This window comes from Gordonia sp. ABKF26, assembly GCF_041103195.1.
Taxonomy (GTDB): domain Bacteria; phylum Actinomycetota; class Actinomycetes; order Mycobacteriales; family Mycobacteriaceae; genus Gordonia; species Gordonia terrae.
Map to the genome: position 1 here is coordinate 1,850,468 of NZ_JBGCVZ010000003.1, position 18,826 is coordinate 1,869,293.

At 70.1% G+C, this 18,826-nt stretch carries 9 protein-coding genes; 4 read left to right on the top strand and 5 right to left on the bottom strand.

Annotated elements, in window-relative coordinates; translation table 11 throughout:
* Positions 1–22 precede the first annotated feature (22 nt).
* From AB4Z55_RS08680 to AB4Z55_RS08695, 4 genes are read right to left on the bottom strand one after another with little or no spacing between them, the layout of a single operon-like run.
* Positions 23–805, bottom strand: coding sequence for an ABC transporter permease (locus tag AB4Z55_RS08680; protein ID WP_004020522.1), 783 nt, complete (start codon positions 803–805; stop codon positions 23–25).
* Positions 795–2,024, bottom strand: coding sequence for an ABC transporter ATP-binding protein (locus tag AB4Z55_RS08685; RefSeq protein ID WP_248643368.1), 1,230 nt, complete (start codon positions 2,022–2,024; stop codon positions 795–797). The genes AB4Z55_RS08680 and AB4Z55_RS08685 overlap by 11 nt, the downstream gene beginning before the upstream one ends.
* Complete coding sequence (locus tag AB4Z55_RS08690) at positions 2,017–2,274, bottom strand: MbtH family protein (protein WP_004020520.1); 258 nt, start codon at positions 2,272–2,274, stop codon at positions 2,017–2,019. Before AB4Z55_RS08690 ends, AB4Z55_RS08685 begins: the two co-directional genes overlap by 8 nt.
* A complete protein-coding gene (locus AB4Z55_RS08695; protein WP_369519556.1) occupies positions 2,271–16,178 on the bottom strand; it encodes an amino acid adenylation domain-containing protein in 13,908 nt (4,635 codons plus the stop codon). The genes AB4Z55_RS08690 and AB4Z55_RS08695 overlap by 4 nt, the downstream gene beginning before the upstream one ends.
* Before the next feature lie 601 nt (positions 16,179–16,779).
* On the opposite strand from AB4Z55_RS08695, the gene rplN reads away from it, so the two are divergent.
* Genes rplN through AB4Z55_RS08715 form a run of 4 tightly spaced genes read left to right on the top strand, consistent with a single transcriptional unit; the run spans position 16,780 to position 18,237 of the window.
* Positions 16,780–17,148 carry a 50S ribosomal protein L14 gene (gene rplN / locus AB4Z55_RS08700; RefSeq protein ID WP_004019493.1) on the top strand — a complete coding sequence of 123 codons (369 nt, stop codon included), beginning with the start codon at positions 16,780–16,782 and terminating at the stop codon, positions 17,146–17,148.
* A 1-nt stretch (position 17,149) separates the two neighbouring features.
* Positions 17,150–17,467: a 50S ribosomal protein L24 gene (gene rplX / locus AB4Z55_RS08705; protein ID WP_004019492.1), complete on the top strand. Its 318-nt coding sequence runs from the start codon at positions 17,150–17,152 to the stop codon at positions 17,465–17,467.
* 1 nt (position 17,468) lies between these two features.
* A complete protein-coding gene (gene rplE, locus AB4Z55_RS08710; RefSeq protein WP_055475154.1) occupies positions 17,469–18,050 on the top strand; it encodes a 50S ribosomal protein L5 in 582 nt (193 codons plus the stop codon).
* Between the two features lies 1 nt (position 18,051).
* The gene (locus AB4Z55_RS08715) at positions 18,052–18,237 is read left to right on the top strand and encodes a type Z 30S ribosomal protein S14 (protein ID WP_004019490.1); all 186 of its coding nucleotides are present in this window, start codon (positions 18,052–18,054) and stop codon (positions 18,235–18,237) included.
* 103 nt (positions 18,238–18,340) lie between these two features.
* On the opposite strand, the gene AB4Z55_RS08720 is transcribed toward AB4Z55_RS08715, so the two are convergent.
* Positions 18,341–18,793: an SRPBCC family protein gene (locus AB4Z55_RS08720; protein WP_248643365.1), complete on the bottom strand. Its 453-nt coding sequence runs from the start codon at positions 18,791–18,793 to the stop codon at positions 18,341–18,343.
* Positions 18,794–18,826: the final 33 nt, after the last annotated feature.

Sequence of the window (18,826 nt, forward strand, 5' to 3'; positions counted from 1 at the left end):
TCATGGATCACGGACCTACCGGTCACCGGTTGGCGGCACGGCGGTACAGGATGAGCGAGGCAGGTATGCACACCGCCAGTATGACCAGGGCCGAACCGACCGAGTACGCGACCGCGTGGTCGGCGACCCATCCGGTGGCCTCGGGGAAGGTGGGCGGCGCCTCGTTGCCGAAGAGCTGCCGGGATGCCGTCGCCACTGCGGTGACCGGGTTCCATTCGGCGATCGCACGCAACGGTCCGGGCAGGCTCTGGGCCGAGATGAACGCGCTCGACAAGAAGGTGACCGGGAACATCCACAGGAAGCCGATGCTCTGCGCGGCTTCGACATTCGGCGCGGCGAGGCCGGTCACGGCCCCGACCCAGGCCATGGCGAGTGCGAACAGGCCGATGATGCCGAAGGCGAGGGCGGCGTCGCCGGCGCTGCCCTGGACCCGCCAGCCGATCGCGAGACCGCAGGCGACCATCACCGCAAGACCGACGATCCCCAGCAGCATGTCCGAGGTGACGCGTCCGCTGATGACGCCCAACCGGGACATCGGCAGGGACCGGAGCCGGTCGACGATGCCGTCGGAGGTGTCGTTCGCCAGGCCGACGGTGGTGAACGCCGCGTTGAACACCACGGTCTGGGTGAAGATGCCCGCCATCAGGAACTCGCGGTAGGAACCCCCGCCGAACGTCGCGCCGAAGACGTAGGCGAACAGGAACACGAACATCAGCGGCTGGATGGTGGCGCTGATGAGCAGGGTCGGAATTCGCTTGACGGTGAGCAGATTTCGTTCGACCAGGACTGCGGTGTCAGTGAGCATGGAGTCGATCCGATCGGGTCGTCGGGGCGTGGGAGAGGTCGGGATCGGCGTCGGACACCTTCGGGATGACGGCGGTCTCGGCATCGGCAAGGGACCCCGCCGGTGTACCGACACCGGCGTCGCTGTCGCCGTCGGTCCCGTGCGTGTCGCGCTCCGTGAGGGTCAGGAACACGTCGTCGAGCGTCGGGGTCGCGACCGTGGCGTCCACGACGTCGATGCCGACGGCGTCGAGGGCGCGGACGGCCTCGACGGCACTGCGCGTTCCGTTGTCGACGGGAATCGACCATCGGGTGCCCGTCGACCCCGGGTGAACGGTGGCCTCGCTCTCGAGTCGTTCGGGCATGCCGAGACCGATTTCGGCCAGCGTCGTGGCGACGAGCTCGTCCTGCGGTTCCGACGATCCCGAGCGCATGTCGACCTCGACGGTGAGGATCGAACCGCCGGTGGCCGCCTTGAGATCGGCGGCACTGCCCTGGGCACGGATGGTCCCGTGGTCGATGACGGTGATCTCGTCGGCCAGCGCGTCCGCCTCCTCGAGGTACTGCGTTGTCAGCAACACCGTCGCGCCGCCCGCGACCTGTTCGGTGATGACCTCCCACATCTGGCGCCGCCCACGGGGATCCAGCCCGGTGGTCGGCTCGTCGAGGATCACCAGCGACGGCCGGTTGATGAGGGCGCCGGCGAGGTCGAGCCGTCGGCGCATGCCGCCGGAGTAGGTGCGCATCGGCCGGTCGGCGGCGTCTTGGAGGGCGAGGTCGGCGATCAGCTCACGGGCACGTGTGGAGGCCTCGCCGCGCGACAGCCCGTACAGCTGCCCGACCATCCGCAGGTTCTCGAAGCCGGTCAGGTTTCCGTCGACGGCCGCGTACTGGCCGGAGACACCGATGATCTTGCGGGCCGCGCCGGGGTCGGCGATGGCGTCGACACCGTCGACCAGGACGCTGCCCTCGTCGGGCCTCATCAGGGTCGCGACCGCGCGGACGGTGGTGGTCTTGCCCGCACCGTTGGGCCCGAGCAGCGCGTGCACGGTGCCCGCGGGCACGGTCAGGTCCAGACCGTTGAGGGCGTGCACGCGACGGCCGCGGCCGAACAGGCCGGTGCGGAACGTCTTTCGCAGACCGCGCAGTTCGAGCGCGTTCCGCGCCGGCGCGGCGGCGCCGGGGGTGGTACCCGGCGTCGGGGTTGTCGTGGTCGCCTCTGCCGATGTCGTGTCAGCCATACTGTGCCGCCCCATGTGTGACCTCCCTTTCACTGTCCTGCGAACGTTCCATGGCGCGGATCAGACTGGCCGGGCGCATGTCCCGCCAGTTCTCCTCGACGTATTCGAGGCACTCGTCGTGACCCGACGGGCCGAACACCACGCGCCAGCCGTCCGGGACGGGAGCGAAGTCCGGCCACAGGGAATGCTGGTTCTCGTGGTTGACGAGGACGCGGAAGGTCCCCTCGGTGTCGTCGAACGGGTTCGTCATGATTCCTCCTCCTGTGCTGCGATTCCCGGTGTGCCCGGGCTTGTTTCGATTGCGGTCAGCCACTCGGAGACGTTCTCCGGCAGCAACATGCGTGCGTGGGTGCTGGTGGCCTCGACCTCGACGACGTGACCGGTGACCTTGTCGTGCCAGCCGGCGACGGCCGGTGGGCCGTCGTGGGCGTCCACGGTCGCGGTGACGAAGGTGAGGTCGCCGTCGAAGACCCGGGGTTGCCAGTTCCGCGCCAGCGGTGACGCGTGGCGGAACACCTCGTGCACCGTCGTGAGCGTGTCCTCGGACAACCCGCCGAGTGCTCCGCCGGCCGCGGAGATGACCCGGAACGCATCCGCCACCGTGGGCTCGGCGGCGTCGCCGGTGCCCTTCTCGGCGATCTCGTCGGGGACGTCGAGTCCGAACTCGCGCATCAGTTCCGCGATCGACGCCTCGGTGTCGAGATCGGGGCGTTCGGCGACGACGTAGCTGTCGAGCAGGACGAGACGCTCGACGGTCTCACCGGCATCCTGCAACTGCACGGCCATCTCGTGGGCGATGAGCCCGCCCAGTGACCAGCCGAGCAGGTGGTACGGCCCCGCGGGCGAGACCGACCGCAGGCGCGAGACGTACACCTCGGCGAGGTCGGCGATCGTCTGCGGGCACGGATCGCCGGCGAGCGCCGGGTGCTGCAGCCCGTACACCGCGCGGTCCGCGGGCAGGTGAGGCAGCAGGGAGGTGAAGCTCCAGGACAGACCGATTGCCGGGTGCACCACGAACAGCGGTGCGGGAGTGTCGCTTCCGGATCGGTCCGGGACGCGGCGCAGCGGCAGGAGTGTGCCGAGGCCGGATGCCGACGGCTCGTCGGCCCGGTTCGGATCCGCCCCGCCGTCGAGCAGGTCGGCGAGTTCCGCGGGACTCGGGGCCCCGAAGAGCGTCTGCGCCGCGACGTGCTGCCCGGTGAGCTCGGTCAGCCTGCTCGTCACCGCGGTGGCCATCAGCGAGTTGCCGCCCAGGTCGAAGAACCCGTCGTCGGCACCGACGGCGTCGACGTCGATCTCGAGGACCTCGGCGAAGACGCGGGCGACGGTCGCCTCGGTCCCGGGAGCCGGAGCTCGGCCCGACGCGGGCGCCGACGGCGTCGGCAGGGCTGCGCGGTCGAGTTTGCCGGTCGGGGTCAGCGGGATGGCGTCGAGCACGGACACGGACGCGGGCACCATGTGCCGGGGCAGACGGCGCCCCACCCGACGTCGCAGATCGGCGGGCTCCGGATCGGATCCGCGCGTCGCGGTGACGTAGCTCCGCAGGATCGCCTGCGTCCCGGTGCCGTCGACCAGCGTGACGGCGAAGTCGACGTCGGGTTCGGCGGCCAGCGCGTCGTCGATCTCACCCAGTTCGATGCGGAACCCGCGGACCTGGACCTGGGTGTCGCTGCGGCCGACGTAGACGAGTTCGCCGTCGCCGGTCCAGCGGACCAGGTCACCCGTGCGGTACATCCGCTGACCGGCGAACCGCGGCCCGGTGACCATGGGAGCCGGGACGAACCGGACGGCGGTGAGGCCGGGTCGGCGGTGATAGCCGCGCGTGAGCTGCACGCCGGTCAGGTACAGATCGCCGGTGACGCCGGGCGGCACCGGGTGGAGCCGGTCGTCGAGGACGAGCGCGCCGACGCCGTTGTTCGGCGTGCCGATCGTCAGCGGCGTGTTCGGGGTGAGCGAACGGCTGCCGGTCGTGATGATCGTGGTCTCGGTGGGGCCGTAGACGTTGATCATCGTGCGACCGGGCGACCAGCGCCGCACGAGATCGGTTCCGTAGGCCTCGCCGCCGACCGCGAGAGCGCGCAGTGACGGCACGTCGGCGGGATCCATGCTGGCGACCGCGGCGGGGGTGATGAACGCATGCGTCGCCTGTCGCGTGTTGATCACGTCGCTGAGTGCGGTACCGCCGTAGACGTGCGGTTCGACGATGGTCAGCGCCGACGAACCGGCCAGTGCGAGCAGCATCTCCAGCACCGAGGCGTCGAAACTCGGTGAGGCGAAGTGCAACACGCGGGAGGTGGGCCCGGGGGTCATCCGTTCGGCGAGTTCGTCGTGCACGGCGCGCAACCCGCTGTGCGGGACCAGGACGCCCTTGGGCTTACCGGTCGACCCCGACGTGTAGATGATGTACGCCAACTGATCCGGGCGAATCGTCGCCTCCCGCTCGGCGTCGGTGATCGGTGCCGGCGACGAGTGCTTCATGCGGGTCCGGGTCGACGCGGCGTCGAGCACCAGGGTCGGTACGTCGTTGCCGGCCGAGCTCTCCCGGATGCGTTCCCATGCCGACGAGGTCGTCACGACCAGTTGCGCGCCACTGTCGTCCAGCATGTGCGCGATGCGGTCCGCCGGATACTCCGGGTCGATCGGAACGTACGCGGCACCGGCCTTCACGATCGCCCAGATCGCCACCAGGGAATCGAGGGAGCGACTGATCGCCATCGCGACCACCGGTTCCCGGGACGACCGGACGTCGGGACCTGCGGTCCCCGGCTCGTCGTCCGGACGGGCGTGGGCCCCGACCCCGCGGCCGAGCAGCACCCGCGCCAGCCGGTTCGAACGAGCGTCGAGCTCGGCATAGGTGAGTGTCTCGGGGGCGTCGCCGTCCCCGGCGGACCCGCCGATGGCGGCGAGTCCGTTCGGGTTGCGTCGCACGGCGTCGGCGATCAGGACATCCAGCGTGGTCGGCGCCTTGCCGCGCGGACCCAGCGCAGGGGTGCGCTCGGCGACCTCGAGCGGATCCGTGATGCGGATGTCGCCGATCGCGCGTCCGGGATCGCCGAGCATCCCGCGCAGGACCCGCATCAAGCGGGTCCCCAGCAGGTGGGCGTCGTCGTGGCCGTACCGCGCGGCGTCGTAGGTGATCTGGACGGCGGCGTCGGTGTCGGCATCGGTCGCACCCAGGCCGGTGACGGTGAACTGGAGGTCGAACTTGGCTGCGAGCGAGTCGAATTCGGCGACCTCGGCGAGCAGGTCGTCGTCCATCGGGACGGCGGTCCCGGCGAGGGAGTCCGCACCACCGACCGGAGTCGGTGCGCCGCCGGCGAAGTCGTGCACCGACAGCGCCACCTGGAAGAGCGGGTGTCGGCCGTGCGCACGTTCGGGGTTGAGCGCGGTCACCACGTCGTCGAACGGCACGCCCCGGTGATCGAGGGCGTCGACGTCGGCATCGCGGGTCCGGCGGACGAGCGCGGCGACGGTGTCCGCGCTCCGCAGCCGGCTCCGCAGCGGCACCATGTTGACGAACATGCCGACCACGCCGCTGTAGTCGCGGTCGACTCCGGCCACCCCGGTGCGGTTGTCCACGGGACTGCCGATGACGAGGTCGTCGCCGACACCGAGACGGTGCAGCAGGATCGCGAGCGCGGTGTGCAGCACCGAGAACGGTGTCGTCGACTGCTCGCGAGCGAAGGCGGTCAGGCCCGCCCGGGTGTGCGCGGGGAGTGGCAGGGTCACCGACCGTGCGCCGGATTCGCCCTGTCCGCCCGATCGACGCTGTCCACCGGCCACCGGTTCGACCGTGCTCTCGGCGGGCGCACCCGTGAGATGTCCGGTCCAGAACTCCAGCTCCTCGGCGGCCGTGATCGCCGCTGCACTCTCGACGGCATGATCGCGGTAGTCGAGTTCGGCGGCGGCCCAGGTCCCGATCCGGCCGGAGCGCCGTTCGCGGTAGGCCTGCGCGAGGTCGCCGACGAGGATCGGCAACGACGCGCCGTCGGCGGCGATGTGGTGTACGACGAGCATCAGTACGTGGTCGGCGCCGTGCCGGGTGCCGGCGTCGTCACCGGTACCGGGGTCGACGAGAAGCGCTGCGCGCAAGGGCGCCTCGGTGGTCGGATCGATCGGCGTGGACGCGAGACGTGCGATCTCGCTCATGAGCGCGTCCGGGTTCGCGGGCACGATCGGCGTCAGCGCGCCGACGACCGCCTCGGGGTCGTCGAGCACGCGGCCGGACGGGGCGCCGTCGACGGCCTCGAAGACCGTCCGCAGGCTCGTGTGCCGCCCGACCACGTCGGCCAGGGCCCCGCGCAGCGCGTCGACATCGACCTCGCCGGACAGTCGCAGGACGAAGGGCATGAGGTACTCGGTCGACGCCGGGTCGGCCGCGGCCAATGACCACAACCGGCGCTGGACCGGCGCGAGCGGGAATGCGTCCCGGCGCTCCGGGCGGTCCGCCGAGGCGCCGGCCGCAGCGGCGGATTCCCAGTCCTCGGGCAGGCTGATGAGGTCGGCGAGGGCCTCGGCGGTCGGGTTGTCGAACACGTCCCGGACGCGCAGCCGACCATCGATCGACGCGCGGTTGATCCGGCTGACCAGCGTGGTCGCCTGCAGGGAGGTGCCGCCGAGCAGGAAGAAGTCGTCGGTGGCCCCCACCTCGTCGCGGGCGAGACCGAGCACGTCGGCGACGATCTCGACCAGCGCGGTCTCGGCGTCGGTGCGCGGGGCGCGACCGGTGGACGAGATGCTGCTCGCCGAGGGCTCCGGCAGCGCCCGCCGGTCGAGCTTGCCGTTGCCGGTCAACGGGATTCCGTCCAGCACGACGATCGCGGACGGGACCATGTGGCGGGGGAGTCGACGGCGCACGGACTCGAGAACCGTTGCCGTGTCCAAGATCTGGTGTTCCGGCGTCTCGGCGTCCGGGCTACCGCCGGAGGGGGTGACGTAGCCGACCAGGGTGGCCGATGCGCTCTCACCGCGCACGACGGTGGTGGCGAAGTCGACCCCGTCGACGGCCGCCAGCGCGGCGCTCACCTCGTCGAGCTCGATGCGGAAGCCGCGGACCTTCACCTGGTTGTCGCTGCGTCCGTGGTAGATCAGCGCGCCGTCGGCGCCGCGGTGGACGATGTCGCCGGTGCGGTACATGACGGCCCCGCGACCGGTGGGTGAGGCCACGAATCGTCCGGCGGTCAGACTCCGCCGGCCGAGATAGCCGCGTGCCACTCCCGGCCCGGCGAGATAGAGCTCGCCGGGGACGTGGTCGGGCAGCGGGCGCAACCGGTGGTCGAGCACGAGCGCGGTGCACTCGTGGACCGGCGTGCCGATGGTGATCGGCTCATCCGGGTGCAGCGGGGCCGACATCGCGGCGACGATCGTCGTCTCGGTGGGTCCGTAGGAGTTGATGTAACGACGGCCGGTTCCCCAGCGCGCCACCAGCTCCGGCGTGCTCGCCTCGCCACCCACACCCAGCGTCCGGAGGTGCGGCAGGGGATGCGGCGCGGCGGCCGCGAGAGCCGACGGGGTGATGAACGCGTGGGTCACCTCGCGGTCGTCGAGGAATTCGACGAGTTCGTCGCCGCCGTAGATCGTCGTCGGGGCGACCACCATCGTCGCACCGGATTCGACCGCGAGCAGGAACTCCAGCATGGACGCGTCGAACGAGGGGGAGGCGAACAGCAGGGTGCGGTCACCGGGGCCGACCTCGTACCGTTCCCGCTGGGTCGCGGCGAACGCGGCCAGACCACGGTGGGTCACGCTGACGCCCTTGGGCTTTCCGGTGGATCCCGAGGTGTAGACGATGTACGCGATCGAATCGAGGTGGCGGGCCGGGGACGCGAACGCCGTCCGCTCGCCTGCGCACAGGTCCTGCGGGGTGAGCCACCAGATGTCGCGCGGCACATCGCGACGATGGTCGGTGCCGCTGATGCCGAGGATGGCGCCGGAGTCGGCGATCATGTGGGCGATCCGCTCGGCCGGATACCGCATGTCGACCGGCAGGGCGGCAGCGCCGGACTTGGCCACGGCCCAGGTGGCGATGACCGACTCCAGGCTGCGATCGACGGCGATCGCGATCACGTCCTCCGGACCGACCCCGAGATCTCGCAGGGACCGCGCCCAGCGGGCGGACACCCGGTCGAGCTCGGCGTAGGTGAGCGTGCGGTCGCCGTCTTCGATCGCGACCTGCTCGGCGTGATCGATGACGGTGTCGGCGATGATGTCGGCGAGGTGCCTCGGCTCGACGGCGTCACCCCGATCGGCGTCGGCGTCGGCGACGTTCGCGTTGCCGGTGATGCCGGGGTGGCCGAGGGCGAGGTCGTCGAGCGGGGTGGACGGGTCCGCGACGACCGTACGCGCGAGATCGACGAACATGCGGGCCAGTTCGGTGACACGCTCGGCGCTGTGGACGTCGGTCGCGTAGGTGAATCGTGCGCGACCGTTGCGGATTCGCAGTTCGAGGTCGAACCGCACGCCGTCGGTCTCGATCTCCTCGGCGACGATCTCCAGGCCCGGCAGGTCCACCCGGGTGTGGTCGGGTTCGAGGGTGTCGGAGACCCCCGCGTCGAAGGCGAGGGCGATCTGGAACACCGGATGACGATCTGTTCGAGGCGGATTGAGCATCGAGACGATCTGCTCGAAGGGCATGTCCGCGGCCGACAGCGCCTCGAGATCCCGGTTGCGCACCGACTCGAGGAGCGCCGCGAACCCCTTGCTCCCGTCGACCGGGGTCCGGAGGACGACCGAGTTCACGAACATGCCGACGATCTCGGCGAGGCGGGGGTCGGTGCGTCCGGCGACCGGGGTGCCGATGACGATGTCCGACGGCGTACCGGCGACGTGGACCTGCGGGTCGGCCGTCAACCGGTGCAGCAGCGCGGCGAACACCGCATGCACGCACATGAACTCGGTTGCCCGGCCGTCACCCAGCGCACTCAACCGGCTGCGCAGGTCGGCGTCGAACTCGATGTCGACGACGCCGGCGGTCCGGCTGGTTCCGGCCGGCGCATCGGGGAGGAGGATCGGTCCGACGTCGAGGCCGTCGAGATCCTGGCGCCACCGGTCGGCCAGGTCGGTCCGGGACTCGAGGTGGTCGGCCTGCCAGCGGAGGTAGTCGCGATAGTCCAGGGCTGCCGGGGTGGCGGTGAGCGTGGGCTCGGCGCCGTTCTCGGCGGCGGTGCGCAGTTCGGCGTACGCGTGGGTGATGTCGCGGTGCAACGGCACCATCGACCAGCCGTCGGCGGCGATGTGGTGGATGACGAGAGTCAGCTTGTGATGCGTGACGTCGCCGTCGATCCGGTGCAGAGCGACGCGCAGCGGCACGTCGACGGTGAGGTCGAACGGACGACGGGCCAGTGCCTGTGCCCGCTCCGCCCAGTCGGCCGCGGTCGTCTTGTCGACGGTCAGGTCGGTGTGGACCTCGTCGGCGGGACGAACGTCGAGGACGGGCCGTCCGTCGTGCTCGGGGTAGACCGTGCGGAGCATCTCGTGGCGCTCGACGGCGTACCGGAGTGCGCCGGCCAGGGCGGCCACGTCGAGGTCGCCGCGCAGGTCCAGCGCAAAGGCGATGGCGTAATCGGCAGTCGGCGAGCCGGTCTCGGCCTCCGGGTGGCTTCCGTCGGCATCCGGGAGGCCGGCCAGCTGGTTGAGGAACCAGAGCTGCTGCTGAGCGGGTCCGGGCTGGGCCGGGCTGTCCGGATCGTGCCGCAGATCGGGCAGTGTCCGCGCCTCGACGAGCGAGGCGTGGGCGTCGTCGGTGCCGGCGAGACGGGCGATGCCGGCGACGGTCGAATGATCGAAGACCTCGCGGACGGGGATGCGCTGCCCGGTGAGATTCTCCAACGCGCCGACGATCTGGGTCGCCAGCAGTGAGTTGCCGCCGAGATCGAAGAAGTCGTGATCGCGCCCGATGGTGCCGGGCTCCAGCTCCAGACGCTCGGCGATGAGATCGGCGACGGCCTGCTCGATGGGGGTGCGGGGTGCGATGAACGCGACGTCGGCGCCCACCGAGGCCGGTTCGGGCGCGGGCAGGGCGCGGAGATCGACCTTGCCGATGGGAGTCGTGGGGATCTCGTCGAGTTCGATGATCGTGGACGGGATCATGTGCCGGGGCAGGCGTTGCGCCAACCGGTCGCGCACAGCCGCGGCCTGACTGCGGCCACCGTCGGTGACCGTCACGTACGACACGAGATGGGCGCGATCGCCCTCGCCGTGCGTGGTGGTGACCGCGGCGCGGACCGCGTCGTCGGCGACGAGGGCGGCGTCGATCTCGCCGAGCTCGATGCGATGGCCGCGGATCTTGGTCTGATGGTCGGCGCGCCCGCGGAACTCGAGTTCGTGGTCGGCGGTCCAGCGCACGAGGTCGCCGGTACGGTACATCCGCTCGCCGGGATCGCCGTACGGGTTGGCGATGAAACGCTTCGACGTCAGCGGCCGGACACCGTGATACCCGCGGGCGAGATGCTCGCCGGCGATGTACAACTCGCCGACCGCGCCGGGGGCGACCGGGCGCAGGCGCTCGTCCAGCACCACCGCGGAGATGCCGCGGATGGGGCGACCGATCGTCAGCGTCGTGTAATCGGGACTGATCGCCGCCGACACCGCGGCCACGACGGTGGTCTCGGTGGGACCGTAGGCGTTGAACAGCTTCGGTCCGGACGACCAGCTGCGCACCACCTCGGAGTTCGGGTGTTCGCCACCGATGACGAGTGCCTCGAGGTCGGGGACGTCGTCCGGGGACATGGTCGTCAGCACCGACGGGGTGAGGAACGCGTGCGTGATCTGCGCGTCCCGCATGAGCTCGGCGAGTTCGGCGCCGCCGACGATGCCCGGCGGGACGATGTGCATCGTCGACCCGGCGGAGATCGCCATCAGGATCTCGAGCACCGACGCGTCGAAGCTCGGCGACGCCATGTGCATGGTCCGGCTGCCGGGGGTGATCCCGTACTGCGTGACCTGCTGCGCACCGAAGTCGGCGAGTCCGCGATGACTGACCACCACGCCCTTCGGCGTGCCGGTGGTGCCGGATGTGTAGATCAGGTAGGCGGGCTGGTCGACGTCGAGGACGCCTCGGCGGTCCGAATTCGTCACGGCCGCCGAGGATCCGGCGTCGATGCGGGTGCGGGTGTCCGGGTCGTCGAGCACGACGGTGGTGACCTCACCCCCGGCGCGGGGATCGGATGCGCGATCGGTGACGAGCAGCCGCGCTCCCGAGTCGGTCAGCATGTGTTCGATGCGGCCCGCCGGGTAGGCGGGGTCGATCGGGACCCAGGCGGCTCCGGTGCGGGCGATCGCCCACATCGTCGTCATCCATTCGACACCGCGCGGAAGAGCCACGGCCACATGATGTTCGGGACCGGCGCCGCCGTCGATGAGCAACCGCGCCAACCGGTTCGACGCCGTGTCGAGTTCGCGGTAGGTCAACGAGCGCGTGCCGTCGGTGACCGCGATACGGTGCGGCGAGGACTCCGCGGCCGCCGACAGCAACCGGGTCAGGTGCTCGACCGGGCGGCGGCCGTCGCCGACGGCCGGCACGAGGTCGAGACGCTCGTGCAGGTCGAGAACGGGGAGATCGCCGACGGGTGCGTTCGGGTCGGCGGTCGCCGCCTCCAGCATCCGGATCAGTCGCGAGCCGAGCCCGGCCACCGTGCCCCGGTCGAAGAGTGCGGTGGCGTACCCGATCTCGAGGGTCAGCCCGGTCGGTTCGCCGCTCGCCCCGCGCACCTCGGTGAAGGTGAACTGCAGGTCGAAGGTGGTGCGGCCGGTGTCCACGCGGGACGCGGTCGCCGCGAGTCCGGCGAAGTCGAGGCGGATCGCGGAGCGGTCCTCCAGGGCCAGCGACACCTGGAAGAACGGGTGGACGTTGCCCGACCGGACCGGGTTCAGCTCCGTCACGAGCCGGTCGAACGGCATGTCGGCGTTGTCGAACGCGTTCAGGTCGGTGTCCCGGACCCGGGCCACCAGATCGGCGAACGGCATGTCCTTGTCGACGTCGGTGCGCAACGCGAGCGTGTTGACGAACATGCCGACGAGGTCGTCGAGATCGGCGTCGCCGCGGCCGGACACCGGTGTGCCCACGAGGACGTCCGAGGACTGCGCGAGGGAACGCAGCAGGAGCGCCACCGACGCATGGAGCACCATGAACACCGTGGCGTCGGCGTCGGTGGCGATGGTCCGGATCGCGGTATAGGTGTCGGCGTCGATCGTCGAGGTCACCGAGGAACCGGATCGGCCGGTGACCTCGGAGTCCCGGCCCCGCGGCCGGTCCAGGGGCAGTTCGGTCTCACCCGGCGCGCCGGCGAGGGTGTCCCGCCAGAAGTCGAGTTCGGCTGCGGCGTGGGGACTCTCGTCGAGCCAGGCATGCCGGACGGCGCTGGTCTGCGAGTAGCTGACCGGCAGCTCCGCCCAGGTGGGTTCGGTCCCGTCGCGTCGGGCTTTGTAGGCGGTGGCCAGGTCGCCGGCGAGTGGGGCAAGCGACCAGCCGTCGGCCGCGATGTGGTGGACGACCATCGTCAGCCGGTGATCGTCGTCGTCGGTCCGGACGAGGCGTGCACGAACGGGGATCTCGGTGGCCAGGTCGAAGGGCCGAGAGGCGAAGTCGCGGTCAGGGCACTGCGCGACGTCGGCGGCGGCGAGAACCGGGAGGTCGACGTCGACCTCGCCCGGGTCGGTCGCGGAGATGCAGGCCACGCCGTCGATCTCGGCGACGACGCTGCGCAGCGGCTCGTGTCGTCGGACCACGTCGACGAGTGCCGCGCGGAGGGCGTCGGTGTCGAGTGCCCCGACGAACCGGACGGTGAACGGCATGTTGTAGGTCGCCGAGGACGCCGCGTCCAGACGGGTCGCCAGCCACAGGCGGTGCTGGGCGGGGGACAGCGGCACGGCCCCGGACGCGGTCCGGCCCGCGGTGTCGTCGACGCCCGCGGAACCCACGGCGGCCAGGGTGTCGGTGTCGACGCCGAGGTCGGCGATGGTCGCGACGATGCCGGCGAGGTCGTCGGCATCGAACACGGTGCGGATCCCGATCCGGCGGCCGGTGGCCCGGGAGAGCCGCGAGGCCATCCGAGTCGCGGACAGCGACGTCCCACCGATCTCGAAGAAGTTGTCGCTCAAGGAGACCGAGGCCGTCTCGGCGTCCGCGGAACTGCCCGACGAGCGGTCGGCCGCGTCCTCGTCCTGCAGGTCCAGCACGTCGGCGACGGTGGTCACGACGAGACGCTCGAGCGGGGTGCGGGCGGCGACGAACTCGCGGTGGGTCCGCAGATCCGGTCGGGGGAGGGCGCGCCGGTCGAGCTTGCCGTTGGCGGTGGTGGGCAACGAGTCGAGGACCATGATCGCGGTGGGGATCATGTGATCGGGAAGCGCGGTGCGGAGTTCGGCGCGCAGGTCACGGTCGGCGAGCCCGGTTCCCGTGACGTAGCCGACGATCGTGGCCTCACCGGCGATGAGATCGTCGCGGATCACCACACCGGCCGCGGTGACGTGGTCGAGGCCGCTGAGCGTCGATTCGATCTCACCGAGCTCGACGCGCTGGCCGCGGATCTTGACCTGGGAGTCGGTGCGGCCGAGGTACTCCAGCTCGCCGGTGGCGTTCAGGCGGACGAGATCGCCGGTGCGATAAAGACGTTCACCCGGCGCCGCGGGCGAGGCGACGAACCGCGACGAGGTCAGGTCCGCGCGGGAGCGGTACCCGCGGGCCAGCTGGACACCGCCGAGATAGAGCTCGCCGATCGCGCCGGGCGGTTGCGGCCGCAGGCGGTGATCGAGCACGTGGACGCTGGTGTTCCACACCGGGGAGCCGATGGGGATGACCGGGAGATCGGCGCGGCAGTCGTCGTGATGGGTGACGTCGACCGCGGCCTCGGTGGGACCGTAGAGGTTGTGGATCGGTGCGGCGGTCAGCGTCGCCGAGGCGCCGACCGTCGAGGGCGTCAGTGCCTCACCGCTGGTGAAGATCCGGCGCAGACTCGTCAGCGCCGACGCGTCGTCGGTATCGAGCGCCGCGGTGAAGGCGGCCAGCATCGACGGGACGAAATGCACGGTGGTGACCCGATGTTCGGCGATCACATCGCGCAGGTACCACGGATCACGGTGCCCGTCGGCGGTCGGTACGACGAGCGCGGCGCCGGTCGTGAACGGCCAGAAGAACTCCCACACCGACACGTCGAAGGTGGCCGGGGTCTTCTGCAGCACGCGGTCGTCGGTGGCGAGGTCATACCGGGACTGCATCCACGCGAGGCGGTTGACGATGGCGCGGTGGGTGATGACCACGCCCTTCGGCTTTCCGGTGGACCCGGACGTGAACAGCACGTAGGCGGCCGTGTCGGGGCTCGGGGGCGTCGGCGCGGCCGCGTCGGGATCGTCGTCGGCGCGCAGTTCGGCGAGCACCGATTCGGTGATGACGAGGTCGGGCGAGGCCACCTCGAGGATGTGACCGAGCCGGTCGGCCGGCTCGGCCGGGTCGATCGGCAGGAACGCCGCGCCGGCCCGGACGACGCCGTGCAACGACACGACCTGGTCTGTGCTGCGGGGCAGCTGAACGCCGACGACGCTCTCGGGGCCGATCCCGCGACGCGCGAGTGCGGAGGCGATCTGCGTTGCCGCGCGGGCGAACTCGCGATGGGTGAGCGAGCGGCCGTCCTGCGCGTCGGTGATCGCGGTCTCGTCGGGGTGGGCCCGGGCCGCGTCGTCGAGCAGGTCGACGAGGGTGATGTCGCCGTGGTCGACCCGCTCCCCGGTCATGCGCTCGGGGAGTTCGGTGCGTTCGGCGTCGGTGAGAACATGCAGGTCCGACACCCTGGTCTCGACCGGCGCTCCGACGAAGGCGGTGACGAAGTCGACCAGGCGCCGGTGATGGGTGGTGATCTCGTCGGCCGGGTAGATGTTGGGGTTCGCCTCGAGGTCGAGGGTCATCCCACCGTCGAGGCTGTCGTAGACGTTCACCGACAGGTCCTCGATCGGACCCGTGGACAGCACGTGCAATTCGCCCTTCAGTGGACCGAAGTCGATGTGCTGGAAGAACAGCATGACGTTGACCAGCGGGCCGAAGAATCCTCGTCGGGCACCGGCCGCACCGAGGATCTGCGAGGTGATGTCCTCGTGCCGGAACTTCTGATGGCGGACGGCGACCTTGATCTCCGAGTTCGCCGACGTCAACAGATCGGCCAGGGTGGCCGTGTCGTCGTCGAGCGCGATGCGCAGCGGGATGACGTTCGACGTCAGGCCCGCCGAGGTGCGGAGGACATCGCGATCGCGGGCGGCGACCGGCAGGCTCAGCATCGCCTCGTCGCGGTCGGTGTAGCGCGCGACGTAGGCGGCGACGGCGGCAGTGATGACCGAGGCGGGCCGGACCCGGTGCGTGCGGCCGAGTTCGCGGATGCGCGCGACGAGCGTGTCGTCGAGCACCGCCGAGCGGACGTCCGACAGCGGCGCCGCCGAGGCCGAAAGGCTGGTGAGAGTGGTCATCTCGGGCATATCGGCCAGGTGTGCCGCCCAGTGCTCGCGGTCCTCGACGAACTTCGCCGACGCGCGGTATTCGCGGTCGAACTCGGCGATGTCGACCATCGACGCGGTGTCCGCGATCGGGGGCGGGGTCCCGTTCACGATCGCGGTGTAGTGCGAGGCGACGCGCAGCATCATGTACATCGCCGCGTAGCCGTCGAAGCCGATGTGGTGACCGTGGCAGTACCAGATCGAGTGTCCGGGACCGATTTTCAGCAGATGGGTCTCCAGGATGCGGTCTTCGAACACGTCCGAGCTCGCGCTTCGCCTGCGGTCGATCCAGGCCAGCGCGGCCGCGCGCGGGTCGTCGGCATCGGAGAAGTCCTGCCGCCCGAGTATCACTCCCTGCGACCGGTCGAGCACCATCATCGGCTCGCCGTCGTCGGTCGGGATCAGGCGGAGCAGGGGGGCCTCGGTCTCGCGCTCGGTCAGGGTGACCGCCCGCTGCATGATGTCCGGATCGACGTCGACGAGGGGGTCGTCACCGTTCTCGGCCTGTGGACCCGAGGTGTCGCCGCGGAACTCGACGTACGCGTCGATGGTCATCGGCACGTCCGGCTCGAGCTGCTGTGCGTAGAAGATGCCGCGCTGTGCGGCGGTCATCGGGATCGTCAGGCCGGTGTCGATGTCGGTAGCAACGGTGTTCCGGACCGCGTCGTCTGTGGTCACGCGTGCCTCCCCTGTGAGTGCGCCCGCACGGCAGCGTCGAACCCGGATCGAGCGTGGGGATTCGAACTCCGGTCCACGAACTCGGGGCGGGTGGCCCGGAGTCGAGGACTTGCCGTCAGGCCCGCGGTTGTCGGACTGAGCTGCGGAGCCGGGAGGCATGGTGATCGTTCGGCTCACGATCGGCAGCCGAGATTTCCCCCGGTGCTGACACGCCCCCCGTGTTTCGCTCCCTCCCGACGCGCTCTCGTGGCTCGCCGGGCGGGCTTGTAATCTGGTCGATCTCGTCTCATGGGTGCTTCGCGTGGCGGTACACCCCAGATGGGTCGATGCGAAAAAAAGTTTCCCGGCCCGGTGCCATCCGAAACCCGCGGCCGATGACGGCGGCACCGATTTGGCCCGGACCTGGGCATTCCCCTACACTTGTGGGGTTGCCTGCGGCACCGTTGTGTCGCGAATCGGCTCACGAACCCACTGGGGCGGACCGCTCAGGTGTCACAGCCTGGCCAAAACCCCAGGCAGGCGTGTGTTCGGTGGCAACGGACCGTGTGCGTCGGGTCGGAAATCCGCCGTACATAAGAAGCCAGGTCAAGGAGACTAACGAGTGATTCAGCAGGAATCCCGCCTGCGAGTCGCCGACAACACCGGTGCCAAGGAGATCTTGTGCATCCGCGTGCTCGGCGGTTCCTCGCGGCGCTACGCCGGCATTGGCGACGTCATCGTCGCCACTGTCAAGGACGCCATCCCGGGCGGCAACGTCAAGAAGGGTGAGGTCGTCAAGGCCGTCATCGTGCGCACCACCAAGGAGCGCCGTCGTGCGGACGGAAGCTACATCCGCTTCGACGAGAACGCCGCCGTCATCCTCAAGGGTGAGAGCGACCCCCGCGGTACCCGCATCTTCGGCCCGGTCGGCCGCGAGCTGCGCGAGAAGAAGTTCATGAAGATCGTGTCGCTGGCACCGGAGGTGATCTGACATGAAGGTCCACAAGGGTGACACCGTGATCGTCATCTCGGGCAAGGACAAGGGCGCCAAGGGCAAGGTCATCCAGGCCTTCCCGAAGACGCAGCGAGTTCTCGTCGAGGGCGTCAACCGAATCAAGAAGCACACCGCCGCGTCGGCCAACGAGCGCGGTGCCTCCTCCGGCGGCATCGTGACCCAGGAAGCCTCGATCCACGTCTCGAACGTGATGGTCGTGGATTCCGACGGCAACCCGACCCGCGTCGGCTACCGCGTCGACGAGGAATCGGGCAAGAAGGTCCGGATCTCGCGCAAGAGCGGGAAGGACATCTGACATGACCTCTACTGAACCCAAGATCCAGCCGCGCCTGAAGACTCGCTACCGCGAGGAGATCAAGGACACGCTGAACAAAGAGTTCGAATACCCCAACGTGATGCTGATCCCGGGCGTCGTGAAGGTCGTCGTGAACATGGGCGTCGGCGACGCCGCCCGTGACGCGAAGCTGATCAACGGCGCCGTCGAGGATCTGGCCAAGATCACCGGCCAGAAGCCGGAGATCCGTCGCGCTCGCAAGTCCATCGCACAGTTCAAGCTGCGCGAGGGCATGCCGATCGGTGCGCGCGTCACCCTCCGTGGCGACCGCATGTGGGAGTTCCTGGACCGCCTCGTGTCCATCGCCCTCCCGCGTATCCGCGACTTCCGCGGCCTGTCGGACCGTCAGTTCGACGGCAACGGCAACTACACGTTCGGCCTGAACGAGCAGTCGATGTTCCACGAGATCAACATCGACAACATCGACCGGCCCCGCGGTATGGACATCACCGTCGTGACGTCGGCCACCACGGACGACGAAGGCCGGGCGCTGCTGCGTGCCCTGGGCTTCCCGTTCAAGGACAACAACGTTAAGGACAACTGACATGGCAAAGAAGGCTCTGGTCAACAAGGCCAACAAGAAGCCCAAGTTCGCCGTGCGGGCCTACACCCGGTGCAACAAGTGCGGCCGCCCGCACTCGGTGTTCCGCAAGTTCGGCCTGTGCCGAATCTGCCTGCGCGACATGGCACACGCCGGCGAGCTGCCGGGTGTGCAGAAGTCCAGCTGGTGACTTTCACCCCTCGGATTTCGTAGCGACGATGCGCTCGTAGCGCATCCTCGCCACCGATTGCCACAGCGGCCCCGCCTCGCCTCGCGAGGTGGGGCCGCTGTCGTCAGCGGGTGGCGGCCCAGTCCTCGACGAGGCGCGGCAGCTTCTTCGCGTTGGCGGCGAGTGATCGCTGGTAGGCCCGGATCGCCAGCGCATCGGCGACCTTGCCGACCGCACCGCCCATCCCCGCGTTGCGGATGCGGTAGGTGAGTTCGACCCCGCGGCGAACCTCCGCGAAGGTCGCGGAGATGGCGAACTCGAGCGGCGACTCGGTCGAGGTGAACTCGGTGGCCGTGTGTGCGTCGACCCTGGTGAACTCGCCGGTCCAGTCGACCGCCCGGCCCAGGCCCTTCATCTGGCCCCGCCAGACGGTGCCCACCGAGACCGGCCCGTCGGTGACCCGCTCGACGCGGACGACGCCGGGAGTCAGTGCTGCGACGTGGTCGGGGATCAGGCAGTACTCCCACACGGTGTCGACGGGCTGCTGGACGAGGACGGTCGCTGATGCTTCAGGCATGGCGTCGACGATACCCGTCCGCCGGCTTCCTAA